This window comes from Pseudovibrio sp. POLY-S9 (assembly GCF_001431305.1).
Classification (GTDB): domain Bacteria; phylum Pseudomonadota; class Alphaproteobacteria; order Rhizobiales; family Stappiaceae; genus Pseudovibrio.
In genome coordinates, this window is sequence record NZ_LCWX01000243.1 from 129,823 (window position 1) to 154,107 (window position 24,285).

The 24,285-nt window shown below is 52.4% G+C and carries 17 protein-coding genes and 1 other RNA gene; 8 read left to right on the forward strand and 10 right to left on the reverse strand.

Features of this window, described 5'->3' with window-relative positions; translation table 11 throughout:
- Both PPL9_RS33885 and ligA read left to right on the forward strand, forming a co-directional pair.
- Positions 1-738: glycosyltransferase 87 family protein (locus tag PPL9_RS33885; protein ID WP_208989679.1), on the forward strand; the 738-nt coding region annotated here is incomplete at its 5' end.
- A gap of 193 nt (positions 739-931) precedes the next feature.
- On the forward strand, positions 932-3,124 hold the full coding sequence (ligA, locus tag PPL9_RS27680; RefSeq protein WP_208989680.1) for an NAD-dependent DNA ligase LigA: 2,193 nt from the start codon (positions 932-934) through the stop codon (positions 3,122-3,124).
- Positions 3,125-3,182: 58 nt separating this feature from the next.
- Here the strand turns inward: ligA and PPL9_RS27685 are convergent, their stop codons facing one another.
- Both PPL9_RS27685 and PPL9_RS27690 read right to left on the reverse strand, forming a co-directional pair.
- A complete protein-coding gene (locus PPL9_RS27685; protein WP_057465734.1) occupies positions 3,183-3,794 on the reverse strand; it encodes a hypothetical protein in 612 nt (203 codons plus the stop codon).
- 216 nt (positions 3,795-4,010) lie between these two features.
- A complete protein-coding gene (locus tag PPL9_RS27690; RefSeq protein WP_208989681.1) occupies positions 4,011-4,508 on the reverse strand; it encodes a DUF4142 domain-containing protein in 498 nt (165 codons plus the stop codon).
- A 371-nt stretch (positions 4,509-4,879) separates the two neighbouring features.
- On the opposite strand from PPL9_RS27690, the gene PPL9_RS27695 reads away from it, so the two are divergent.
- The 4 genes from PPL9_RS27695 (at position 4,880) to PPL9_RS27710 (ending at position 12,699) form a co-directional block, all read left to right on the forward strand.
- Positions 4,880-7,318 (forward strand): UvrD-helicase domain-containing protein, encoded by a 2,439-nt coding sequence (locus PPL9_RS27695; protein ID WP_057465736.1) that lies wholly within the window; start codon positions 4,880-4,882, stop codon positions 7,316-7,318.
- A 74-nt stretch (positions 7,319-7,392) separates the two neighbouring features.
- Positions 7,393-9,210, forward strand: a complete 1,818-nt coding sequence (locus PPL9_RS27700; RefSeq protein ID WP_057465737.1) for a sodium:proton antiporter — start codon at positions 7,393-7,395, stop codon at positions 9,208-9,210.
- 89 nt (positions 9,211-9,299) lie between these two features.
- Positions 9,300-10,202 carry a 50S ribosomal protein L11 methyltransferase gene (locus PPL9_RS27705; protein ID WP_057465738.1) on the forward strand — a complete coding sequence of 301 codons (903 nt, stop codon included), beginning with the start codon at positions 9,300-9,302 and terminating at the stop codon, positions 10,200-10,202.
- 676 nt (positions 10,203-10,878) lie between these two features.
- Positions 10,879-12,699: an aminopeptidase P family protein gene (locus PPL9_RS27710; RefSeq protein ID WP_057465739.1), complete on the forward strand. Its 1,821-nt coding sequence runs from the start codon at positions 10,879-10,881 to the stop codon at positions 12,697-12,699.
- A 59-nt stretch (positions 12,700-12,758) separates the two neighbouring features.
- Here PPL9_RS27710 and PPL9_RS27715 read toward each other — a convergent pair whose 3' ends face one another.
- The 4 genes from PPL9_RS27715 to PPL9_RS27730 form a co-directional block, all read right to left on the reverse strand.
- The gene (locus tag PPL9_RS27715) at positions 12,759-13,082 is read right to left on the reverse strand and encodes an AzlD domain-containing protein (RefSeq protein WP_057465740.1); all 324 of its coding nucleotides are present in this window, start codon (positions 13,080-13,082) and stop codon (positions 12,759-12,761) included.
- A complete protein-coding gene (locus tag PPL9_RS27720; RefSeq protein WP_057465741.1) occupies positions 13,079-13,828 on the reverse strand; it encodes an AzlC family ABC transporter permease in 750 nt (249 codons plus the stop codon). The genes PPL9_RS27715 and PPL9_RS27720 overlap by 4 nt, the downstream gene beginning before the upstream one ends.
- A gap of 194 nt (positions 13,829-14,022) precedes the next feature.
- Positions 14,023-14,892: an AraC family transcriptional regulator gene (locus PPL9_RS27725; RefSeq protein WP_057465742.1), complete on the reverse strand. Its 870-nt coding sequence runs from the start codon at positions 14,890-14,892 to the stop codon at positions 14,023-14,025.
- A gap of 89 nt (positions 14,893-14,981) precedes the next feature.
- Positions 14,982-16,622, reverse strand: a complete 1,641-nt coding sequence (locus PPL9_RS27730; protein ID WP_057465743.1) for a chloride channel protein — start codon at positions 16,620-16,622, stop codon at positions 14,982-14,984.
- A gap of 309 nt (positions 16,623-16,931) precedes the next feature.
- Between PPL9_RS27730 and PPL9_RS27740 the strand changes: the two genes are divergently transcribed.
- A complete protein-coding gene (locus PPL9_RS27740; protein ID WP_057465745.1) occupies positions 16,932-18,353 on the forward strand; it encodes an FAD-linked oxidase C-terminal domain-containing protein in 1,422 nt (473 codons plus the stop codon).
- Positions 18,354-18,525: 172 nt separating this feature from the next.
- A complete protein-coding gene (locus tag PPL9_RS27745) occupies positions 18,526-22,602 on the forward strand; it encodes an AsmA family protein (RefSeq protein ID WP_057465746.1) in 4,077 nt (1,358 codons plus the stop codon).
- Here PPL9_RS27745 and PPL9_RS27750 read toward each other — a convergent pair.
- The 4 genes from PPL9_RS27750 to ssrA form a co-directional block, all read right to left on the reverse strand.
- The gene (locus PPL9_RS27750) at positions 22,595-22,816 is read right to left on the reverse strand and encodes a ribbon-helix-helix domain-containing protein (protein ID WP_057465747.1); all 222 of its coding nucleotides are present in this window, start codon (positions 22,814-22,816) and stop codon (positions 22,595-22,597) included. The genes PPL9_RS27745 and PPL9_RS27750 overlap by 8 nt on opposite strands.
- Positions 22,817-22,825: 9 nt before the next feature.
- Positions 22,826-23,035: a DUF4169 family protein gene (locus PPL9_RS27755; RefSeq protein WP_057465829.1), complete on the reverse strand. Its 210-nt coding sequence runs from the start codon at positions 23,033-23,035 to the stop codon at positions 22,826-22,828.
- A gap of 57 nt (positions 23,036-23,092) precedes the next feature.
- A complete protein-coding gene (locus PPL9_RS27760; RefSeq protein WP_057465748.1) occupies positions 23,093-23,704 on the reverse strand; it encodes a ClpXP protease specificity-enhancing factor SspB in 612 nt (203 codons plus the stop codon).
- 127 nt (positions 23,705-23,831) lie between these two features.
- Positions 23,832-24,187: a transfer-messenger RNA gene (gene ssrA / locus PPL9_RS30990) on the reverse strand.
- Positions 24,188-24,285 lie beyond the last annotated feature (98 nt).

A 24,285-nucleotide genomic window follows, 5' to 3' on the forward strand; every position in this document is an offset into this window, starting at 1 on the left:
GGGGTGTTGCTTGGCTGTGTTTCCATCAAGCCTGAATTGTTCATGCTGATCCCGATCATATTGATTGCCCATCGCAGTATCATCGCGCTGTGTGCGTGTGTTGCGACAGTGGCGTTTCTTGTTGATGCCTCGGCTGTGTTCTTTGGGTCTGGTCTTTGGTGGATCTATCTGGATACGGTTCCGTCCTTGCTGGCAACAGTCATGGACCAGGGTGAGGGCAGCTTCCTCTATCTGATCCCATCTGCATTTGGGGCGATGCGGGCTCTCGGGTTTTCTGCGACGGCTGGATATCTGGTGCAATTGCCTTTCACTGTTCTGGCGTTCGTGGTGGTGTTCTGGCTGTTTATGCGTGAGCGTGAACCGATCGCCCGTAATCTTGCGGTGACGCTGTGTGTTTTGCTGGCAACGCCATTCCTGTTCCTCTGGGACTATGCAGTGCTTTCTCCGGCGCTCTACCTTTATGCGACACGCACTGGTTTGTTTGATGATGACGCGAATTCTCCGTTTGTAGCGCCGCTCCTTTTGTTTGCGGTTTATCTTCTGCCAATCGTCAATATTGCGCTGGCGGCTCACGGCTTCCCGGTGGGGCCAATCTTCACGGCGCTGGCGTTGGCTGCTGTGTTGACCCGGATGGTTGGTATTGATCAGATGCAAGTTAGTGTAGGGGATGAACCAGAGGAGGGGGATAACTCCCTTTCTGATGAGCGCGAAAAGGATGAAGGGCTCGGGACAACCTGAGCCTTGGCCGTCCGTTACATAGGAACGCAGGTTTCACGTAAAAAACGCAGATCAACGCAAAATCACACAAAGCAACGCAAACTGCGTAAAGTCGTGGCCCAACTTTTCTCGGATCCAGAGTAATTCCTGTCTAAATCCTAACTGTTCTGGCTGGTGTGTTATTCCCGGTGGCGATAAGACTAATGCCCAGTTGATGATTAAACAGGTGAGTAAACCGGTGAGCCTTGCTGATACCTCTCAAAAAGAAATTGAAGCCCTGAACGCGGACGAAGCTGCGCTGGAGCTGGAGCGGCTGGCGGGGCTGATAGCTGAGTATGATGCGGCCTATCACACCAAAGATGCGCCGATTGTTGATGATGCGACCTATGATGCGCTGCGCCGCCGGAACGAGGCTTTGGAAGCTGCTCATCCGGAACTGGTGCGTGCTGACAGCCCAAGCAACCGGGTTGGTGGTGCTGTTGCGGAAGGCTTTGGCAAGGTCACTCACGCCGTACCGATGCTCTCGTTGGACAATGCGTTTTCTGATGAGGACGTGCAGGACTTCATTGGTAAAGTGCGGCGCTTCTTAAAGTATGATCCGTTGATGGGTGCTCTCGCGGTGACGGCTGAGCCAAAGATTGATGGCCTTTCCCTTTCCTTGCGCTATGAGAGCGGCAAACTGGTTTATGCCGCAACCCGTGGTGATGGCACCACTGGTGAGAATGTGACAGCTAATGCGCTGACCATTAAGGATACTCCGCAGGTGTTACCTGCGGGTGTGCCGGATGTAGTTGAAGTGCGCGGCGAAGTTTACATGAGTCATGCGGACTTTGCGGCACTGAATGCGCGTATGGAAGCCAATGGCGGCAAGGTGTTTGCAAACCCGCGCAATGCGGCGGCAGGGTCTTTGCGACAGCTGAATTCTGAGATCACCAAGACGCGTCCACTCAAGTTCTTCGCCTATGCCTGGGGGGACATGAGTGAGGTTCCTGCTGAGACACAGATGGGCATGGTGGAACTGTTCGGACTGTGGGGTTTCCAGATCAACCCGCTGATGAAGCGCTGTGAGAGCGCTGAGGAACTCTTGCGCGTCTATCATAGTATCGAGGAGGATCGCTCCGGTCTTGGTTATGATATTGACGGCGTGGTTTACAAGGTGGATCGGCTGGATCTGCAGGGGCGCCTTGGCTTTGTATCGCGCTCACCGCGTTGGGCGATTGCTCATAAATTTCCGGCAGAACGCGCGTTTACAACGCTCAATGCCATTGAAATTCAGGTGGGACGAACGGGTGCTCTGGCTCCGGTTGCAAAGCTGGAACCTGTCACGGTTGGCGGTGTTGTGGTCTCTAATGCCTCTCTTCACAATGAAGACTACATCAAAGGCATTGGTCAGGATGGTGAACCCATCCGAGATGGCAAGGACATCCGTGTTGGTGATACGGTGATTATCCAGCGTGCTGGTGACGTTATCCCACAAATCGTGGATGTGGACTTGGGTAAGCGGGCTGAAGATGCAGCTCCGTTCGAGTATCCCGTGAACTGTCCGGCCTGTGGTTCTCATGCCGTTCGCGAAGTCAATCCGAACTCTGGCAAGGTTGATGCTATTCGCCGTTGTACAGGTGGATTGATTTGTCCAGCGCAAGCGATTGAGAAGCTTAAGCATTTCGTTTCCCGTAATGCCTTCGATATTGAAGGACTGGGCGAGAAGCAGGTGGAAGCGTTTTACGAATATGACATGGATAAAGGTGGGATCCGCACACCAGCGGACATCTTCACATTAGCGGAACGGGACAAGAGCTCGCTCAACAAACTGCGTTCGCGTGAGGGGTTTGGTGCTGTTTCTGCGCGCAAGCTGTTTGAAGCTATTGATAGCAAACGGCAAATTGAACTGAACCGTTTGATTTTCGGGCTTGGTATTCGCCATGTTGGAGAGGGAAATGCCAAGCTTCTGGCTCGGGCGTACTCCTCCTGGAGTGCTTTTTCTGATGCCATGATTGCAGCAACTGATGCAACTTCAGAAGCTTACCGTGAACTCAATGACATTGACGGAATTGGCGGTACGGTTGCCAATGCTCTGGTCGAGTTCTTTGCAGAGGAACATAACCGTGACGCGCTTACTGCGCTGATTGACCAGATCACCCCGCTTGATGTGGTTGTTGCTGATAGCTCTGACAGCCCTGTTGCTGGAAAAACACTCGTGTTTACAGGTAGTTTGGAACGCATGAGTCGTGATGAGGCGAAGGCACGTGCAGAAAGTCTGGGTGCGAAAGTGTCTGGTTCTGTTTCCAAGAAAACTGATCTGGTGATCGCGGGTCCAAAAGCCGGGTCCAAACTCACCAAAGCGCAAAGCCTTGGTGTTCAGGTCATTTCAGAGGATGACTGGTTCGAGCTGGTCGGCGATCAATAAGAAGAGAGCGAGGGAGCTGCTAGGCTCCTCTCGCTGCATTGGTAGACTTGCGGCGAGCCTACTTCTGCGCCAGTGTTGCTCTTAGGCGGACAGATGCTTCGGCGCGTCCGCCGATATAGAGCATCATGTTCTTGCCATCTGTCTGCACGCTCATGGGGATGGTTTTCTCGATCTGCTTTTTTAGCGGGTCGTAGTCAGCTTCAGCTTTTTCAAGTGCTTTCAGAGCACTGTCGTATTCCTGGATCTTCTTTTTGACTGCAGGTTGGAGTTTGAGCAGCTTTTTGAGCTCTTTCGCTGTATCGCGATAGTTGGGATCAGTTTTGGGGTCTTTTTCCTGCTGCTTCAGCTGGCTTTCGAGCACTTTGAGCATTTTGTGTTTTGTCGAGATATCCTCTTCCAGTGACTTGGAGGCCTGAACAAAGCGGAAGGTTCTTGCTTTCTCTTTTTCAAGTGCGGCAATGTTCGTTCTGGCTTTCTTCATATCCGGCGCGTCTTCAACATGATTGTCGTAGGTCAGTCGGATGGCTGCCTTGCCCTGGAAAATGAGTTTGTCGAAGCTTGCAGTGTCCGTCGCATGGATGTTCATCCGACGTCTGATTTCAGCCCAGATGCTTGTGCGGTTTTTATAGAAATCATCGTAGTTTTTATATCTGCAAATGACCTTCGGCATATCTCAAGCTCCATTCCAGTTGCGGTCAGATGTTCTCCAGAAGCAACATCCTTGGCTAAGAGAGTGGGCAGGAAATCTTAGCAAGATCTCTCAGGAGACAGCGATAATTGAGCCAAATTTGAAGATGTGATCGATGGGTTGGCTGAATTTGTCAGGAAAATACCAGTGGGGCCGGAGCATGCCACTGGTGTTTTCTTAGATGTTTGAAGGAGTTGCCTAGCCGATTTGCTTGCGGATCTCTGCCAGCATCGCCAGATGGGTATGGATGAAGGCGACCAGAATGGTTGCTGTAGCCACATCCACGTTCACAGGCTTTTTACCGGATTCTGGTGATTGAACCTTCAGCAAGTCCTCATGACCAGTGATTTCAGCGGAGATGTACAGACGGTCAAAATCCTCACCGTTTTCGGCCTCCAGCTTCTTGTAGATGTCTTCCAGAACGGCGGGACGCGGGGGAGGTGTGGCGCCCGTGGATTCAATCACTTTTGAGACCGCAGTTTGTTCTTCGCTTTCCAGCTCTGCAAACTGGCGCACCAATGGATTGCTGGCCTTCATTGTCGCCATTTCACTGATGGCAAGTGAAAAGGGGCTGATTGTCAGCGTCTTGTTGGTGTAATCGGTGGAGCCGTGGTGGTTGGCCTGGGCGGAGGAAACCAGAGCAGGTGCTGCCAGTAAAGAGCCGGAGATGCCAATGAGGGCGTTTCGGCGTGTCATGTGTAACTTACCAGTATTCATAGTTTTTCTTTCAGGTTGTTACAGTGTTGTTTGTCTTTCGGAAGTGAAGATATTCCCATTGCTAAGCTGAGTTATTCTCGTTGGCAGGTATACGCATACTTCCTCTTTAAAACACTAAAGGGCCTCCCGGATTTCAAGTAACTCAGAACAAGCTTGATAAAACATCACAGAGCAAAGCTGGCGTGAGGCAAGAGTTACTGAGTGAAGATGCCTTGCCCTACAAAACGATGTGTATCTCTTTGCTGATGCCTCGCTTCTTCAATGTTGTTGCTATATTGTTCCTCGTTAAGTATTGGAGATTCTCCCTCTGATTTGAGAGGGGTATGCGTTCAAAGGATCTAACGAGCTCAATGGCAAACTCTTCTGGCCCACTTCATCGCGGAATACCTGCTCACCCTGCTGATCCTCTGGCTGCACCACAGCCCAAGGCAGGTGGTATCGCAGCGAGGGCCATGGCTGCACGGCAAACCAACGCCCCAGCCTACATGGAAGGATTGAATGCAGAACAACGACTTGCTGTTGAGACGATCAACGGACCTGTGCTCGTTCTTGCAGGGGCCGGCACTGGTAAGACCCGTGTTCTGACAACGCGTATTGCGCATATTCTGGCAACGGGTCATGCCACTCCGGGGCAGATCCTTTCTGTGACCTTCACCAACAAAGCTGCCCGCGAGATGAAGACGCGCATTGGCGCTTACATTGGTGATGGCGTTGAAGGCATGGCCTGGCTCGGCACGTTCCACGCGATCTGCGTGAAGATTTTGCGCCGCCATGCTGAGCTTGTTGGATTGAAGTCCTCGTTCTCCATTCTGGATACGGACGATCAGGTTCGTTTGATCAAGCAGATCATTCAGGTGGAAGGTCTGGATGAAAAGCGTTGGACTGCAAAGACATTTGCCGGGCTGCTGGACAGCTGGAAGAACCGCGGGCTTACACCCTCACAGATTTCAGCTGGTGACGCACAGGCCTTTGCTAATGGCTTGGGGCGCAAGCTTTATGAGACCTATCAGGAACGGCTTTCTATTCTGAATGCCTGTGATTTTGGTGATTTGCTGCTGCACTGTATTACGATCTTCAAAGAGCATGATGACGTTTTGAAGAGCTTCCAGCATCGCTTCCGTTACATGCTGGTGGATGAGTATCAGGATACCAACATCGCGCAGTACATGTGGTTGCGCTTGTTGGCGCAGGGCAATCCGAACGTGGCCTGTGTTGGCGATGATGACCAGTCTATTTATGGCTGGCGTGGTGCTGAGGTTGATAACATCCTGAGATTTGAGCAGGATTTCCCGGGTGCTGTTGTGGTTCGTCTTGAGCGGAACTATCGCTCGACCAGTCACATCCTGTCCGCAGCTTCTCATCTGATTGCGCACAATCAGGGCCGTCTTGGTAAAACCCTTTTCACTGATCAGATGGGATCTGAGGAAGAAGAGAAGGTGCAGGTTACCTCGGCCTGGGATTCTCAGGAGGAAGCCCGCTCCATTGGTGATGAGATTGAAGCTCTTCAAAACCATGGGCATTCTCTGAATGAAATGGCCATTTTGGTGCGTGCGTCCTTCCAGATGCGCGAGTTTGAAGACCGGTTTGTCACGCTTGGATTGAACTACCGCGTGATCGGTGGTCCGCGCTTTTACGAGCGTATGGAGATCCGCGATGGGCTCGCCTATTTCCGCTGTGTGATGCAAACGTCAGACGATCTGGCTTTTGAGCGTATCGTGAATACGCCGAAGCGTGGGCTTGGTGAAGCAACGCTGAAGATTGTGCATGCTTATGCGCGGGAACGCGCTATTCCGCTGATGATCGCTGCGGAAGAGTTGGTGCAGACCAATGAGCTGCGTCCGAAAGCTCGTGCTGCGCTGGCGGATGTTCTTGGCATGTTGGAGAACTGGCGTAATCAGGTTGAGACCATGAGCCATACGGAACTGGCGGAGATCATTCTTGATGAGAGTGGTTACACCCAGATGTGGCGTCAGGATCGGTCTGCTGAAGCGCCGGGGCGATTGGACAACCTGAAAGAACTTATCCGCTCGATGGAAGAGTTTGAGAGCATGGCTGGATTCCTTGAGCACATCTCGTTGGTGATGGATAAGGACAGCGATGCGGAAGAGGATGCGGTCTCGATTATGACGCTCCATTCTGCAAAAGGCCTTGAATTTGATAGTGTTTTCCTTCCCGGTTGGGAAGAAGGCGTGTTCCCGAACCAGCGGGCATTGGATGAGACAGGGCAGGCTGGTCTGGAAGAGGAGCGACGCCTTGCCTATGTGGGTCTTACCCGTGGCCGCAAGCGTGTGAAAGTGTGGTTTACCTCTAACCGCCGCATTCATGGCTCGTGGCAGTCCTGCATTCCTTCGCGGTTTCTGGATGAGCTACCTGCAGACAGTGTTGAGGTTGTTGAAGCCTCCAGCTCTTATGGTGGGTATGGTCTGAATAGTGCTGGTGGTGGTTATGGTGCCAGCCGGTTTGACAACAGTGATCCCTTCCAAAGCAAGTACTCTACGCCGGGTTGGCAGCGGGCGCGTAAGGCACAAGCGTCTGGTCAGCAGTATGGCAAAATGCATGGTGGGAACCAGAGCCGTCGTGCCAAGAAGGCTGGTCCGATGACCATTGAAGGCGAGCTAGTTGCCAAGAGCGTTACTGAGGCAGGAAGCGATTTTGCGATCGGTGAGCGGATTTTCCATATGAAGTTTGGTTATGGATTGATCGGCGATATTGAGGGGTACAAGCTCACCGTCGATTTTGAAAAAGCTGGCCAAAAGAAAGTGCTCGATAGCTTTGTTGAGCGGGCATAAGCTGCAACGCAAGCGTTAATTACCTTTAGGGTAGATTGTGCTATCTCTCTTCTAAGTTGTGTTGGGAGATGGCAATGAATGAGGTGGTTCTCGCGCTTGCGATGATTGGTGTGGCGGGCGTTGGTGCACAATGGCTTGCCTGGCGATGGTCTTTGCCTGCGATCGTTCTTCTGCTTGTTGCTGGCTTTCTCATTGGTCCTGCCACGGGGGTTCTCAGCCCAACTGCGTTGTTCGGTGATTTATTGCGTCCAACTGTTGCGCTTGGGGTTGCCGTTATTCTGTTTGAAGGCGGTCTTTCTCTTAACTTTCAACGTATTGGCGGTGTTGAGAAGGCGGTTTGGCGACTCGTTCTTTTGGGCGCTTTTATCGCGTTTTTGTTGGGCGCATTGAATGCCCACTATATCGCAGAGCTGAGCTGGCCTTCGGCGCTGGTGTTTGCTGCTATTCTGATTGTTACCGGTCCTACTGTCATTATTCCTCTTCTGCGTCAGGCGCGGTTGGAGCGACGGGTGAGTTCGCTGCTGCGCTGGGAAGCAATCCTTGCTGATCCGCTTGGTGCGCTGCTCGCGGTGTTCATGTTTGAAGGGTATCTGGTTTATCACGGCGACCATGGTTTTTGGGTGCTGGCGATCCGGGCTGTGGCTGGGCTGCTGATTGGCGGTGTTGGTGGCTGGGCGCTGGGGCGTGGATTGATCTGGCTGTTTGTTGGTGGTCGCGTTCCTGAATTTCTCAAAGTACCGCTGATTTTTGTGAGTGTGATGGGTGCTTATGCGCTTTCTGATTTGGTATTGGAAGAATCCGGTCTGCTGACAGTGACGGTTCTTGGGCTGGTGCTTGGTAACTCTCGTCTCGCCAGTCTTGAAGAGCTGAAGCGATTTAAGGAAGCGGTCACGATCATTCTGGTGTCTTCGGTATTCATTGTTTTGACGGCTTCAGTTCAGCTTGGCAGTCTTGCGGAGTTTGGGTTGGAGGATTTGGCATTTATTCTGGTGCTGTTGTTCGTGATCCGGCCTATTTCGGTTTGGGTTGGAACCATTGGTGCTCACTTGAGCTGGAAAGAGCGTTTGCTGGTTGGGTGGATTGCGCCACGTGGTATTGTGGCTGTCGCGGTTTCCGGCTTGTTTGCAAGGTCGCTTGTTGAGCATGGGGCTCCTGATGGAGAGCGGTTGGCAGTTTTGTCGTTTGCCGTTGTGGTTGCGACTGTGTTTGCGCATGGGTTTTCGCTTGGGCCGTTTGCGCGGTGGCTGGGGCTTTCCAGTCATACGGGGCCGGGATTGCTGATTGTGGGAGCGAGCCGGTTTAGCGTAGCGCTTGCGACCAAGCTGAAAACGCTGGATGTTCCGAGCCTTACCGTTGACCGTAACTGGGGTAAGCTGCGGCTCTCGCGCAATGCCGGGCTTACGAACCATTATGGCGAGGTTCTTTCTGAGGAAGTTGAGAATGAGCTTCCGCTTGAGAATTACAGCGTTTTGCTCGCAGTGACTGATAATGATGATTACAACGCGCTGGTGACCACAAACTTTGGACCGCTTATGGGGCGAGGGGAGGTGTATCAGTTCGCACCCTCAGAAGAGCAAAGCGAGAAGGAAAAGTTTCGCCGTGTTGTGACACTTGGCGGGCGTCCCTTCCTGACACCAGAACACAGTTATAACGACCTTGAAACGAAGATCCGTGAAGGCTGGTTCATCAAAGCCAGTGAGCTGACAGATACTTATGGCTGGACCGAGTTTCAGGAGGCTTTGCCAGAGACGGCTATTGTGCTGATGTTGATAGACCCGACCAAGAAGCTTCGACCGCTGAATGGCACCAAGCCTGCGATGCCGATTGCTGGTTCAACAATACTTAGCCTTGTTCCCTGCGAATATGCGGCAGAGCGCGAGAAAACCTCGTGAGTACTGGCTTTTCGTTGCTGCACCTTCTATACGCCTAGGCAAAGGTTTTCACTGAGTTTTGATAGCTCATCGTAACTAAGGGATTTTGCATGGACACGATCCGGGTTCGCATTCCGGCACCTGAGGCTGAAGCAAAAGCACTCTCCGATATTATGGAGGCGCGCTTTGAAGATGACGGGTTCCCAGTTGCCGTCTTTGAAAGCTCCAAGGACGGAAAAACTTGGACCGCAGAAGTGCTGGTTCTGGAATCTACGGTTGATGACGCAATCAATCTGTTTGAAATGCGTTTGTTTGATCAGTTTGAAGGCGGCGTTATTCCAAGCTTTGCTGAAGTTGAGGCGCTGCCTGACATCAACTGGGTTGCCAAATCCCTTGAAGGTTTGAAGCCGGTTCGTGCGGATCGGGTTATCGTTCATGGTGCGCATGATCGTGATGCTGTCGGCCAGTCTGACATTGGTATCGAGATTGAAGCGGCGCAGGCCTTTGGCACCGGTCACCATGGTACGACTGAAGGTTGCCTGTTGGAGCTTCAGCGCTTGTTGAAGCGGCACAAATACCACCGTATGCTTGATTTAGGCACCGGAACGGGTGTTCTGGGTATTGCGCTTGCTAAGCTGACCAGCTCTGAAGTTCTGGCGACCGATATCGATCCGATTGCGGTGGAAGCTGCGATTGATAATGCGCGCAAGAACAATGTAGGGCCTCACTTCAAAGCCTTTACCGGTGCTGGTGTGGATGACCGCCGCTTTAATGAGTTTGGCCCGTTTGATCTGGTTGTTGCCAATATTCTTGCAAGACCGTTGATGCAGATGTCCGCTAAACTGTGCGCTCACCTTGCGCACAAGTCTACGCTGGTTCTGTCCGGCTTGCGGATTGAGCATGGCCCACGGATCATCTCAGCGTATGGACAGCAGGGATTGAAGCTTGTGCATCGCCGCGAGATTGAAGGATGGCTGACGCTGACCTTTGCAAAAGGCAACTGGGACTCATAAGGTCTGACAGACTGCTAAAGCAATTCGCATTTAAATGGAAACGCATGAACTGCTTTAGCCTTTGTTTTTGCGTATCTCCGAAAACCGGTTTCCACTTTTCGGAGATACGCTGTAATAATTCTGAACCCTCATTGCTGATGCAGTGAGGGTTTTTTGATGTCTGATTGAAATGTAAAAAAACAAAAAACCTTTGCTTCCTGATCCGGCAAATTGGGAGGAAATTGCCGGGGAAGCAAAGGTTTTTTTGTGTGCCAAGCAACTGGGAGGAATTTGCTTAGCTTGCTAGATACTGGGAGGAGGTATCCAGCTGTATGAGTGGCATTTCTAGCGCTTTATCAGCAGCTGATGGATGCCGGCCATTTTTGTCGTGCAGATCACTTTGGGAGGAGGTGTGATCCACCGGTTTGCTTTGGGAGGGAAGCGCCCCGTCGACAAGAGGAGTTATCTATTATTTTAGTTTGTAAAAAAAGAGATAGTTTCGCATGACACTTATGCGTTTTTTGCATATCTCTGTATTGTCATGATCTGAAATTGCATGGAGTACATAGCAGATCTGCGTATAGCGCATGAATTGTGTACTTCTGTATCCCCATCGTCTGAATTGAGAGCATAAATTCCTCTTAGGAGCCGTGTTTGTATGGTTGAGTTGCGTGACGATCGGCATTAGCCTTCCGGCATGTTTCAAAGCTTTGACACAGTAAATGATAAATCTCGTGGGCCGGTTCGGTTGGCCGCTCTGCGAGACGAGCTGGCCTCGCGTGGGCTTGATGGCTTTTTGGTGCCGCGGGCAGATGCTCACCAAGGTGAGTATGTTCCTGATAGTGACTGCCGCCTTGAGTGGCTGACGGGTTTCACTGGCTCTGCTGGTATTGCTGGTGTTCTCAGTGACAAAGCAGCTGTTTTTATTGATGGCCGCTACACCATTCAGGTGCGGGATCAGGTAGACGAAGAGGCGTTTGCCTATCGTCATCTGATTGATGAGCCGCTGACGGGCTGGCTTCGTGAGAATGCGGCAGAAGGCCAGAAGATCGGTTACGATCCGATGTTGCATCCTGTTCGTCAGGTGCGCTCCCTGAAAGCTGCCTGTGAAAAGGCTGGTGCACAGCTGGTTGCTATTGAAAGCAATCCTGTCGATGCCGTTTGGAGTGATCGCCCGGAAGCGCCGCTTGGTGCCGTGAAAATGCACGGGATGCAGTTTGCTGGTGAAAGTGCTGCGGACAAGATCAAGCGTATTGGTGAGTTGATTGCTGGAAAAGAGGCGGATACAGCGCTTCTGACACAGCCAGACTCCATTGCGTGGCTGTTGAACATTCGCGGTAGCGATGTGATGCATACGCCGCTGCCACTGTCTTTTGCTTTGGTACCGACCAACGGCAAGCCATCGCTGTTTATTGATGGGCGCAAGCTTTCCAATGAAGTGCGTGATGAGCTGAGCGCTCTTGCTGATATTGCAGGACCGACAGAACTTGCACCTGCATTGAAAGCATTGGGTACTGAAGGCAAACGAGTGCTCATTGATACCAGTCTTGCGGGTCAGGCTCTTTATGATGCGGTTGCTGACAATGGCGGCCATGTTGTGGAAGGGCAGGAGCCAACTCTGCTGCCGAAGGCTGTTAAAAATCAGGCTGAGATTGAGGGCACAAAAGCTGCACATCTGCGTGATGGTGTTGCCTATGCTGGCTTCCTTGCATGGTTTGAGAAGACGGCGCCTCTTGGTGGCCTGACTGAGGTTGTTGTTGCTGAAAAGCTTGAGGAGTTCCGCCGTGAGACGGGTGCTTTGAAGGACATTTCCTTTGACACTATTTCAGCGGCAGGTCCTCACGGTGCGATTTGTCACTACCGTGTGAGCAACGATAGCAATCTGCCGATTGAGCTGAACAGTGTGTACCTGATCGATTCTGGTGCGCAGTACGAGGATGGCACAACAGACATCACACGTACGCTTGCTGTTGGAGCTGTGACTGCTGAGCAGTGCAAGCACTTTACGCTTGTTCTGAAGGGCCATATTGCTATTGCGACCGCGCGTTTTCCTGTTGGGACGACCGGCTCACAACTGGATACTCTGGCTCGTATCGATCTTTGGAAGCAGGGTCTCGACTTTGACCATGGCACTGGCCACGGTGTCGGCTCTTATCTGGGCGTGCATGAAGGTCCGCAGCGGATCTCCAAAGCTCCAAACAGCATCGCGTTGAAGCCGGGTATGATCCTTTCCAATGAGCCGGGTTATTACCGGGCTGATGAGTACGGCATCCGGATTGAGAACCTTGAGCTGGTGACGCCTGCTGCTGCCATTGAGGGTGGTGATCAGAAAATGCTCGGTTTTGAGCCGCTTACACTGGCACCGATTGACCTGCGTATGGTGGATACCAAGCTTCTCTCCGCGTTTGAGCTGAACTGGCTGAATGCTTACCATGCTCGTGTGCGGGAATTGGTTGGACCTCTGCTGGATGGTGAGACCAAAGCATGGCTGGAAGAGGCGACCCGTCCGGTTTCTTAAACCGCTACTGCTTCTCTTTGAGATAAAGAAAACCCCGCTTTATGGAGCGGGGTTTTTGTTTAGATGACAGTGAGTGCCATTCTGAGCACGACAACACTGACAACACCGAGTGTCATGGCTGCCAGCATTGGCAAGCGTAGGGCTGCAATCGCGGTGATGGCTGTTGCTGCGGTCTCTGCGATGCCGGTTGCGAAGGCTGTTGGGGCGACGACCGACATGAGGATCGCTGGCGGAACGGCTTGCAAGGCTGCCTCAGTTCTACCTGAGAAAGTGACGAACTTTGTCAGAACCAGCCCTGCGATGCGGGTCAGGTAGGTTCCTGCTGCCATTGCCACAATGGTGAAGAGGACAAGCGGATCAACTGCGAAGACTTCTGACATCATGACTGAAGTGCCTCCGCAGGTTTCTGGAGCCCGTTGGTTTTTTCGTCATACTGGACTGCTGCGGCGATGACGCCTGCGATTGCGCCAGCGATTATGTACCAGGCACCTGGAACGAACTTGTGAGTGAGAACTGCTGCTAAACCGCTTGCTGCGAGGACTACGCCAGTTTTGCGGCCTTGCCAGAAGCCCATGACCAGACAGATGAAGAGGGCGGTGAATGCAAAGTCCAGACCGTAGCGGGATGGATCGCCCATGACTGCGCCTATCAGGCTTCCGACCACTGTTGCGACTTGCCAGGTGATGAACAGGGTCAGGCCAACACCGAGATAGAAACTGAAAGTGGTGTGATGCTTAATGGCGCGCTGTTCAGACAGAGCCCAGACCTCATCGGCCAATATGAAGAAGCCGAGGTACTTTTGCAGGGGTGTCCAATGGCCGAGTTTGGGGGCAAGGGACGCACTCATAAGCACGTGACGCAGGTTGATCAGGAAAGTAGAGAAGGCAATGGTGAGCCACGGGAGCGGGTCGGCCCACAAATCCAGCGCGAGGAACTGTGAGCCGCCTGCAAATACGAAGGAGCCCATCAGCAGGACTTCTAAAGGAGACATGCCCTTTTGTGCTGCGAGCGCGCCAAGCAACAGGCCGATGGGTGTCGCGGCGAAAATCAACGGGAAAAATGTTGTTACACCGAGGAAAAATTCATTGGGACCAGCGTTGATCGCTGATTTGTTCTGATTGCTTTTCACAAAACCCTCCTAGAGCCTGTTGCGCTCATTTGCATTCACGCCTCACGCTCTAATTTCTTTACTTTCAGCGAATTCTTGTCGTTTGATTGAATTGAATCAAACGACAAGAATTCGCTCCAGAGCATGGAGTGCTTTTAAGTCAGAGAGGCCGATGTCGTCTTGAATGAAATTGCGCTTCTGGTATGCCGCTGTGATTAAATGGAAATCACAGATCGCTGGAAAGCTGCTGGTGTGGTGCCAACGCGCGATTTGAACTGCCGCGTGAGGTGGGCCTGATCCGCAAAGCCGCAGAGTGATGCCGTCTCGCTTGGAGAGGTTCCACGCACGAGCAGGCGTCTGGCATTTCGTACCCGCACATCGGTCAGGTAGGCGTGCGGTGTTTGCCCAGTCGCTTTTTTGAAGGAGCGGATGAGGTGGTACTTTGAGCGGCCTGAGATGTTCACCAGATCATCCAGATGCACGCTGCCCATGAAGCTTTCTTCCAGATACTCTCGCGCTCGTTTGATTGCTACGGGATCTTTTGATCCGGTGATGTTGTCAGTGAAGCTGCCGTGTTTCGCGAGCATCTTGGCGAAGATCATATAGAGCGGTTCTTCGGCTTCCAGATCAATGGAGCGGTTCTGTATGGACTTGTGCGCTTCAACGAATTCCTGACAGAGCTCCGGGTCATGGACACAGGCCTCCGGGAAAAACGGTGTTCCGCTTTGTGGTTTGTCCGTCAGATCCTCAGCGATCTTCTGCAACAGTGAGATGCTGGGGTAGGTCATCCGGTAGGTGTAGCCGTAGCCCTCCGGTATACCGTCGTGAAGCTCGAATGGGTTGACGAAGACCAGATCTCCGGGACCTGCGAATATCTGCTGTCCGCGTTGCCAGTAGCACTGACAGCCCGAGAGAATACCACCAACAACGAACGTGTCGTGAGTGTGAGGTTCGTAAACATGGGTTCTGAAACTTGCCGCAAGACATTCCAACCCATCAAAGCGAGGCGCACACCAGAATTGTGCGTTCTCTCCCGAATTGAGCGGAGTTGCTTCTAAGGCAATTTTTTGAGTAACCGGCTTCATAGACCCAATTTATCCAGCGAAGACAAGGACGTCTTGAATGAGATTGCTGTTTTTTACGGATGGGTCAATGGAGATTATCTGGGGTTTGGCTAGCGGTGCTCCTCAACATTCGCCTGAATGAGAGCTGAATTGAAGTAACGCAGAGCCTTCACGTGACTTGCGTAACCAATAACTTCCGCCGGGTTCTTGGGGTCTATGACGGGCAGGGTGGATTTGCCTGCATCATCGAAGGTCCTGAGCGCTTTTTCGAGCGTGTCGAGCGGTGCAAGGAACGGTTCTTCTGACTCTGGGTCGAAGGTGGTATCGGAGTCCGGCCTTGGCGGGTCCGCGAAATCTTCAACATGCACAATGCGGACGAGCCATTTGTGGGCACCGTCCTGCAGCATGACACCGCGCATTTCCAGCTGCCAATGGAAGTAGGAACGGCCATGGATTGCCTGATTGAGGCCTGTTGAAACGGAGACAGCGATCAGCAGTGCAATTGACAGCTCGTAACCACCTGTCAGCTCGAACACGATCATGGTGGTTGAGATTGGTGCGCCAAGGACGGCTGAGGCGACCGCTCCCATGCCTAAAATAGCGTAGAGGCCGTGGCTGGACGCCATTTCGGGCAGGTGATTTGCCGCGATCAGACCAAAGGCACCACCCGTCATCGCTCCCAGATACAGCGAGGGTGAGAAGATGCCACCTCCGAAGCGCGAGGCGAGCGTGATGGCTGTTGCTACTGTTTTCACGACGAGTAGCGAGAGCATCAATGTGAGCGGTAGTTCTGAGTTGAGCGCTCCATCGGTTGCCTCGTAGCCAACGCCAATGATTTCCGGATAGAAGACAGCGATTGAGCCAACCAATGCGCCGCCGATGATCGGGCGGAGCCAGATTGGCATTTTGATGTTTCTGGCAAGCCAGTCTGAGCCGATCAATGCAAACTGGAACGAGATGGCAACAATCGCGCAGATGATGCCCAGCAGCACAAAAGCCGGGAATTCCCAGTACGTGTTGATTTGGTAGTGGGGCAGAATGAAGGCTACAGCTTCGCCGAAATAGAGGCGAGACACGAGCGTTCCCATGGCTGATGAGAGCACGATTGGAACGAAGGCGGACATTGCGTAGTGGCCGAGGATGACCTCGTGCGCGAACAGTACGCCTGCGATTGGTGCGTTAAAGCTTGCAGAAACTGCACTTGCGACACCTGCAGCAAGCAGGATACGCATTGTTGAATCAGGGAGTTTCAGCTTGGAGAAGACGGAGGTGCCGAGTGTGGCGCCCAGATGAACCATGGGGCCTTCACGGCCAGCACTGGCGCCGCTACCAAGTGAGATGACTGTGATGAGCGCGGAGCTGAGGCCGGGCCAAAAGGGTAGGCCGGTTCCGCCATGGGCCCGTGCTTCAATCACGTCTGCTACGCCACCGGCACGTTGCTTCTTTTGGATCGTTTGCAGCAAAAGGCCAACAATTGCGCCGCCTATTACAGGTGCCAAAACAATGACATACCATGGTTGAGCGTTTGCCGCGCTGATCATGCGTTCGGAGACGGTGCCGAGCGATAACCATTGAACCAGCCCAATGCCAATGCGAAACAGGATCGCAGATCCGCCCACAGCTGCCCCGATGATCAACGCAAGGAGCCAGACAAGCGGGAGCCGCGATGACATGAACAAACGTAAGTTAGGTTCGACCCATTTATAGGCTATGCGCATTGCGATTTTCAGCGGGTTAGCTTGGTTAGGCATAATAGATTAAGCGATACGACAATGAATGATTGGCATTGTCTTTAACGAGATTCCCCGGCAAACGCCAATCAGGATATGCTCTGATCATCTGATTTTGGGTCATTATTTTCGATAAGCACTGAGAAACACTTAAGGAGCTTCTTCAGGTCCGTTGGCTTGTGTGGCAATCGTCTTGCTAAAAGCTCAACAATGCTGACCATGCAGAATACTATAATTCCAATAAATGCCGAGTCGTGTCTCGAAGTTTCGACTATATGCTTGGAGGTGTGCTTCCGGGGGGAAGTATCTGGAATATAAGGGAGGTCTGACATGTCTCTGACGGGGATGCAGCTGAATGTTACACGTAATGCCGAGGGGATCAACAAAGCGATTGCGCTCTTGAGTGAGAAGTTTGGCGATCGCTGCCAGACATCCATGAGCTTGCGGGAGCAGCACGGGCATACGACATCATGGCTACCAAACCAACCGCCGGATGCTGTTGTCTTTGCTCAGTCGACCGAGGAAGTCTCTGAAATCGTAAAGCTTTGCGCCGACCTGCATGTGCCGATCATTCCGTTTGGCAGTGGTTCTTCTCTCGAAGGGCATCTGAATGCACCGGGCGGCGGTATCTCGTTGGATCTCTCTCAAATGAATGAGGTTGTTTCAGTTCATGCTGAGGATCTGGACTGTGTGGTTCAACCAGGTGTGACGCGCAAGCAGCTCAATGCTTATTTGCGTGATACTGGCTTGTTCTTTCCGATCGATCCGGGCGCTGATGCCACCATTGGCGGTATGACGGCGACACGTGCTTCCGGTACCAATGCGGTGCTTTATGGGACGATGAAGGATATGGTTCTGGCGCTGACGGTTGTCATGCCTGACGGGACCATTGTGAAGACTGGAAGCCGTGCCAAGAAATCATCTGCGGGATATGACCTGACGCGCTTGATGGTTGGCTCGGAAGGCACGCTCGGGGTGATCACTGAGATTACGCTGAAGCTGAAGGGCATACCTGAAGCAATTTCAGGTGGAATTGCTTCTTTCGATAGCATTGCAGATTGCTGCAACACGGTTATCGAGGCGGTGCAGTATGGCATTCCCGTTGCCCGTATGGAGCTATTGGACACACTGACCGTGCAATCCGTCAATGCTTACTCAAAACTGGATTTGCCAGAATCACCGTTGCTGCTTGTGGAATTCCACGGCTCTGAGGCTGGTGTGAGAGAACAGGCTGAGCGGTTTGGTGAGATTGCGGCTGAAAACTCTTTGAAAAAATTTGAATGGGCGACGGATCCTGAAGAGCGCAACAAGCTTTGGGCCGCGCGGCATGACGCTTATTGGGCTGGACTTGGTCTGGCACCTGAGCGAACGGGATTGTCGACAGATGTGTGTGTGCCGATCTCTCGTCTGGCTGATTGTGTGACAGCTACACATGATGACATCGAAGAAAATGGCCTGATTGGTCCGATAGTTGGCCATGTCGGTGACGGCAATTTTCATGTGCTCGTGTTGACGGACCTGACTGACCCTGAGGACATTGCCAAGTCTGAAGCGTTTGTTGAACGTTTGAATTATCGTGCAATTGAGCTGGGTGGAACCTGTACTGGTGAGCATGGTGTGGGGCAGGGCAAGATGAAGTATCTGCCAAAGGAACATGGGGCAGGGGTGGCTGTGATGGCTGCGATCAAGCGTAGTCTTGACCCACTGAATATAATGAACCCCGGTAAGATTGTTGCCTTAGATACCGAGTAAAGAAGTGCCATAAATACGCACTTGCTTCGTTCCGTTCGGAAACATTGCCTTAAGTCGTTGCTGTCGTCTTGTTCCTGCTGTAATTCACATAGACAAACAAGTGTTTGCATGCAGCTCATAGGCGGACAGCGCGGCAAGGCGTGAGGTTCGAAGTGGGTAAAGGAGCTTAACGTTGAATTCGGTTTACATCACCGTCGGTGGGACTTTGATCTTGGCGCTGGTCATCGCGCTTGTTGGCCCTTTGGTCATCGATTGGTCAGCTTATCGTTCCCTGTTTGAAAGCTATGGTGAGAAAATTCTGGGGCATCAGGTGACGATCCTCGGTGAGACCGATGTCCAGCTGCTGCCTGCTCCCTACGTGAAGCTCTCTGACGTTCGTGTTGGTTCTGTCGAAGATCCGCTGATGACGATCAAAGGATTTGAAGGCCGTATTGAGTTGCCTTCGCTTTTGCGCGGAGAAGTGCACGTCACCGAGATGAAACTCAACGCGCCAGAGCTTAACCTTTCTCTTGATGAGGAAGGCCGTCTTGATGTTTTGCAAACCAATTCCCGCCGTTCCGTTATTTCTGAAATCGATCCGACCTCGCTTATTCTGGAGGGGGTGAGCGTTCAAAATGGGTCTGTCGTGTTGACTGATGCGCGGACTGGTGAAGTCCGCCGCGCAGGTAATGCGAACCTTGAACTTTATGCTGGCGGTTTGCAGGGGCCTTTCAAAGCGGAAGGCGCGATGCTTTATGAGGGTGTGCCTTACACGCTGAAAATCGGTAGTGGCCGAGTGGAGCGCAATGGTCAGATCCGGGTTAAGACGCAGGTGTCTCCTGCAAATGTTGCGGCTCAATTCTCAACTGATGGCTTCCTGACACACCAAAACGGTGTGGTTTCCTATTACGGAGATGCTGAGGTTCAATCCGTTGTCAGTGAAGGCTCTGACGCGCTGGAATGGGCCGGCAAGAGTAAGTTTAATTTGGACGGTGAGCGACTGGAACTGACTGAGAGCACGTTACGTCTTGGCTCAGAAGATCGTCCGATTACCGCTGAGGGTGGCGGGATTTATAGTTTTGGGCCAGAGCCAGAATTTCAAGCTGTTGCTCAGTTCAAACAGGTTGATCTGGACCGGATGATCGGCGGTGGGCCACAGCGTCCGCTGGTCCCGACCGATGCTGTTCTCACGCGACTGGCTGGTGGCTTGAAGTCGTTGCCGCTGCTGGATGTGAAAGGCAATATGGATCTGACCGTTCCTGTTGTGGTGGTGGGTGGTTCTGTTGTTTCCAATCTGAGTGCCTTGCTTGAATCGACAGGAACCGGCTGGAAGATTGATGAGCTCTCTGGAGAGCTGCCAGGTCGTAGCTTGTTCAAGACCAGCGGTTACCTAGAGCTGCGCGGTTCTGCCGGTTATCAGGGTGACTGGGAAATCTCTTCCCGTCAGCCACATCAGCTGGCGCATTGGTGGTTGGGTGAGCGTAAGGACGCTTCCAAACGGCTGTCTCCTGTTGCGTTGAGAGGTCGTGTTGAAGCTGGTTCGGGTGCTCTGCGACTTCCTGATCTTCGGGTTGATGCAGGAGATGTGCGCAGTGTTGGCTTAATTTCATTTGAGCATCCGCTTGATCGCAGCCCGTTGATCACGGTTGATATGGATAGTGACCGCGTTAATCTGGATGAAATCCAGCGTTATGTGGAAGCGTTTACGGGTAAGAAGATCAAACCGAGTGCGGTTGATATGTCCATGCGGCTTTATGCAGATGAGCTTGTTGCCAGTGGCGTGAAAGCAAAAAGCATGGCGGTGAGTGCGAGCCTGAACCGGGATGCGCTTTCCATTGAGCAGCTGAAAATCCGTGATTTTGCTGGTGCTTACATTGATATGAAGGGCCGCATTGATGACCTGAGCACGACGCCTCAGGGGAATATCAAAGGCACGCTGACAGCATCGTCTCTGACTGGAGCTGTTGCTGTTTTGGAAGAGTATGCACCTGACCATCCGTTGATTGAGCGCCTGAAAACAGCTGCTCCGGATCTTGCACCTGCCAACCTTAAAGCGGAGCTTTCTGCTTATGCTGAGAAGGGGCGGACCGATATGTCTTTGAACCTCTTTGGTGAGGTTGGTGTCAGTGATCTGGATCTGAATGGCACCTTTGAAGGCCGCATTGATGACTTCGCAGAAGGTGACCTTTATGCGGAAATGACGCTTGGTGGCAAAGATGGCGTTAAAGTACTTCGTCAGCTTGGGTTCGAGGCTATCCCAATTACGCAACTGCAACCGGGAGAGGTTCGCCTTTCCTTGTCTGGTAGTCCGCGTGATCAACTTGCCTTTGGGTTTTCAAGTGATCTTGTTGGGCTGAAGATCCTCTCTGATGGGACCGTGCGTATTCCGAACCGGTCTGCTGCTGTCTGGTCTGCCAAAGTTGCGTTGCAGTCTGATGATTTGGCGGATTACGGACTGGCATTTGGCAAGATCTATCCAATCTACTCCGGTCCTCTCAAAGCAAACCTGAGGGGTCAGCTTGAAGGACGTGGGCGGGACTTTAAGCTCTCAGATCTGAAAGGCCAGCTGGCTAATATGGATCTTTCTGGTGATCTTGAAGGTACTTTGAAAAAGAGTGGACCTTTAGAGGCATCTGGCAAGCTGGAACTGTCTGAACTTGATATGCGCAGTCTGAGTGAATTGCTGCTAGGTTCCAATGTTTGGGCTGGTGTGCTGCAGGAAGATTCTGTCTGGTCCTCGCAGGCGTTGGGGCAAGGCCTTGCTGATGGTGTGGATTTGACGCTTGATGTGAAGAGCGACCGCGCCTTGTTCAGTGATGAGTTCCGACTGGATGCCGCCAGTGGTCAGCTTCGGTTACGTTCAGATCAGCTGTCTATCAATGAAGGCACTGGTCGTTTTGCAGGTGGTGAGTTTTCTGGTGCCTTCGATCTGCGGCGGGATCAGGGGCAGGCGACTCTGTCTGGCCGGTTCCGGTTGGATGACGCTGATTTTGAAGAGTTGGCCTGGACTGATGACGGTCGTACTTTAGCCACTGGTAAGTTGCAGGCAATTGCTGAGTTTGAAGGAAGCGGACGTACAATCTCGGGTCTTGTTGCTGGTCTTTCAGGTGGAGGCACTTTCAGCGTTACTGATGGTGAAATTCGCCGGATCAACCCAGCGGCCTTTGATCTCGTGATCAAGGCAGCAGATGCGGGTCTTGAGCTGGATGAAGCTGCTATTCAAAACACCTTTGCGGACCATCTGGATGCAGGGTCTATAGCGTTCACCCGGGTTGATGGGTCCTTGGGCATCGCGAGTGGGCGGATCCGGGCGCGTAACATCTCCGTTGATACTGCGGGAACCACATTGTTTGGCTCTGCGCTTGTTGATCTGGAGAAGTGGGCGCTGACAGGCGATGTTTCCATGAAGACCCGTGATGAAGCACAGAAAGTTGCCGGTGCTGAGCCTCAGGTCGCTATCTTGTATTCTGGTCCGCTGGAAAACCCAGTGCGCAAGCTGGATACGGGGCCTTTGCTCTCCTACCTCAATCTTCGTGCAATTGAGCTGAATGTGAAACGCATTGAAGAAGAGCAGCGCAAGATTGCTGAGCAAGAGCGCATGCTTGATGAACTGAAGAAAAAGCGGGAAGAGGAAGCCGCACAAAAGGCGCAAGCTGCAGAGGATGCGGAAAAGGCTCGTCAAGCCGAAGCTGCTGCTGCAGCTGAGCGTAAGCGACAGGCGCAGGCAGATAAGGAGGCGAAAGCCCGTGCTGCTCGCCTTGCTGCTGAGGAAGAAGCGCGCAAGGCGAAAGCAGTTGAGGCTGTGAAGCGGGCTGAGGAAGCTCAGAAGGCGGCGGAAGCAAGAGCTGCTGCGGAGGCGAAAGCTGCTGCTGAAGCAAAAGCCCAAGCCGATGCTGAGGCCAACAAGAGTACAGTTCAGGACTTTAGTGCGCGTATTCGGTCTGTTCTTGACGGAGACGCCACTGCAAAAAAGCCCGTTAGCCCCTCTGTCGCAATCGTTGACCCGCCCAAACCGCGTGCGAAATCCAGTCTACCTGCATTGGAAGCTCCAGTGACCATTGGTGGCGTGAATGAGGCGACGGTGCCAGCAGGAGAGGTTGATCTGCTTGGGCCTATCATCCAGTCAGGTGCTCCGAAAAATCTTGGCGTGCTTGAGGCAGGCAATGACAATCAGGTCTTACGTGGACCGCTGCCTGATTTGCAGACTGATGAGCGTGGAGCACCTAAGTTCATTGAGCTGCCAGGTGGTCGCCTGCTGCAGGTTAACTGACCAGCTGGCTCTGAAAGTGCTTGAGCACAGCGACGCGGATACAGCTTGAGAGGTTGTTTTCCGGGTTTCGCTCATCATCAATTGAGGCGATAGTTGCGGTAATATTCTTACCCTGACTTCGCGCAAAATCTTCCAGACCAGTCCAGAACTCTGGCTCCAGCGTGATGCTGGTTCTATGTCCGTGTAGGGTGATGGAACGTTTCTTGAGGCTCATAGGGATGCCTCAGTCTTCATCTGTAGGTGATGATGAAGAGACGGAGGCCAACTTATGACCTTCAAAGCGTTTTGTCTCCAGGGTTGCTTCTGCATGTTCCTGAGACTTTTCAGCTTTTGAGCGCCCGAACTTCCGGCGATTTTCCGCTGCGGACTGGGCTTTGCTATCTCTGGCCTTTTGCTTGCGGGCCTGACGCAGGTTAACAACGGTCGCGCTCATACAATCACCCATTACATGACGTTGATGAGCCGACCGCTCTTATCTTGATCGGACGGATCAGCTCTTCTTGCGGAAAGCATCCAGAGAAACAACCTGCGCACTTCCGTTATCATCTTTGGAAGTCTCGTCAGATTCAGATTTCTCTTTATCTTCCTCAGAGTCTGAAGCTGTCTCTTCTGTTTCGGAAGCAGCTGCGTTTGCTTCTTCTTTTTCGTCCTGTTCGACAGCCGATTCCAGACGTGCATGGAACTCTTCTACAGAGTCCAGATCACGTTCCGCAATGCGGAATTCTGCAGGCAGTTCTTCACCGGTCTTGCCAGGCTCAAACTCAAGAGCAAACTGGACAGACGGGTCGAAGAAACCCTTGATTGCAGAGAACGGAACATACAAATGCTCCGGAACACCACCAAAGGACAAACCAACCTCGAAAGCGTGCTCAGTGATCTGCAGGTCCCAAAACTGGTGCTGCAGCACGATCGTCATTTCTTTCGGGTAACGTTCCCTTAAGCGGTTTGAAATCTTGACGCCAGGGGCCGTGGTTTCAAAGGCAATGTAAAAATGGTGCTCTCCGGGAAGTCCTGCCCGGTTGACCTCAACCAATATCTTTCGGACTGCGTTTCTCAGCGCGTCCTGAATGATGATGTCATAGCGGATTAAATCTTCAGCCATGTCCGGCACCGCTCATCCTTTGCGTTCTTATTCGGCCTAACTATAGCGTAGAGGCGACAAAAAGGCCTGTCTTTTATTTCTATACCTTGAATAGGCGTAGAATAAGGAAAGAGCCTTTTAACACTAAAGTGGAGGCTTCTGTTGCCAGGTGCCTCCGAACCCCGCCTGAAGGTGCTAACCAACGGGACTTAGTGGACTACCGGAACTGCATTACGCAGCTACAGCGTTGTCCATAGCGTAGTTGTCATTTGCAACTATCATTTTGGTCCGATAACGGTGGTACCATGCCGAGCAAAAACAAAGCCTTTACGCCCTCGTCGATCCTGTTTCGCCCCCCCGAAGACCGCTGGAGTACAACGGGCTTTGGTGGAGGCGCCGGGTACCGCCCCCGGGTCCGAATGGTTTATTGCGCTCGCAATTTATTGCCGTAGCCAGCGAACTGGCAGGGGGAATATAGGTGTACGCACTGGTAAATGGAAGGGCAAAAGATAGCGGTTACTGTTGCAGGGCTAAGAGAACCTGTTGACAAAGCGGCATATTCACAGGCCAATTTGAACAAGTGGTGGTGTTGAAGATTTGTA

What these genes read in the sequence shown, in the direction of transcription:
- PPL9_RS27690 (WP_208989681.1), bottom strand. Translation starts at nt 4,508, where the DNA reads ATGACACGCCGAAACGCCCTCATTGGCATCTCCGGCTCTTTACTGGCA.
- PPL9_RS27750 (WP_057465747.1), bottom strand. Translation starts at nt 22,816, where the DNA reads ATGAGCCTCAAGAAACGTTCCATCACCCTACACGGACATAGAACCAGC.
- PPL9_RS27695 (WP_057465736.1), top strand. Translation starts at nt 4,880, where the DNA reads ATGGCAAACTCTTCTGGCCCACTTCATCGCGGAATACCTGCTCACCCT.
- PPL9_RS27700 (WP_057465737.1), top strand. Translation starts at nt 7,393, where the DNA reads ATGAATGAGGTGGTTCTCGCGCTTGCGATGATTGGTGTGGCGGGCGTT.
- PPL9_RS27755 (WP_057465829.1), bottom strand. Translation starts at nt 23,035, where the DNA reads ATGAGCGCGACCGTTGTTAACCTGCGTCAGGCCCGCAAGCAAAAGGCC.
- PPL9_RS27715 (WP_057465740.1), bottom strand. Translation starts at nt 13,082, where the DNA reads ATGATGTCAGAAGTCTTCGCAGTTGATCCGCTTGTCCTCTTCACCATT.
- PPL9_RS27740 (WP_057465745.1), top strand. Translation starts at nt 16,932, where the DNA reads ATGTCTCTGACGGGGATGCAGCTGAATGTTACACGTAATGCCGAGGGG.
- ligA (WP_208989680.1), top strand. Translation starts at nt 932, where the DNA reads ATGATTAAACAGGTGAGTAAACCGGTGAGCCTTGCTGATACCTCTCAA.
- PPL9_RS27730 (WP_057465743.1), bottom strand. Translation starts at nt 16,622, where the DNA reads ATGCCTAACCAAGCTAACCCGCTGAAAATCGCAATGCGCATAGCCTAT.
- PPL9_RS27760 (WP_057465748.1), bottom strand. Translation starts at nt 23,704, where the DNA reads ATGGCTGAAGATTTAATCCGCTATGACATCATCATTCAGGACGCGCTG.
- PPL9_RS27685 (WP_057465734.1), bottom strand. Translation starts at nt 3,794, where the DNA reads ATGCCGAAGGTCATTTGCAGATATAAAAACTACGATGATTTCTATAAA.
- PPL9_RS27705 (WP_057465738.1), top strand. Translation starts at nt 9,300, where the DNA reads ATGGACACGATCCGGGTTCGCATTCCGGCACCTGAGGCTGAAGCAAAA.
- PPL9_RS27725 (WP_057465742.1), bottom strand. Translation starts at nt 14,892, where the DNA reads ATGAAGCCGGTTACTCAAAAAATTGCCTTAGAAGCAACTCCGCTCAAT.
- PPL9_RS27710 (WP_057465739.1), top strand. Translation starts at nt 10,879, where the DNA reads ATGTTTCAAAGCTTTGACACAGTAAATGATAAATCTCGTGGGCCGGTT.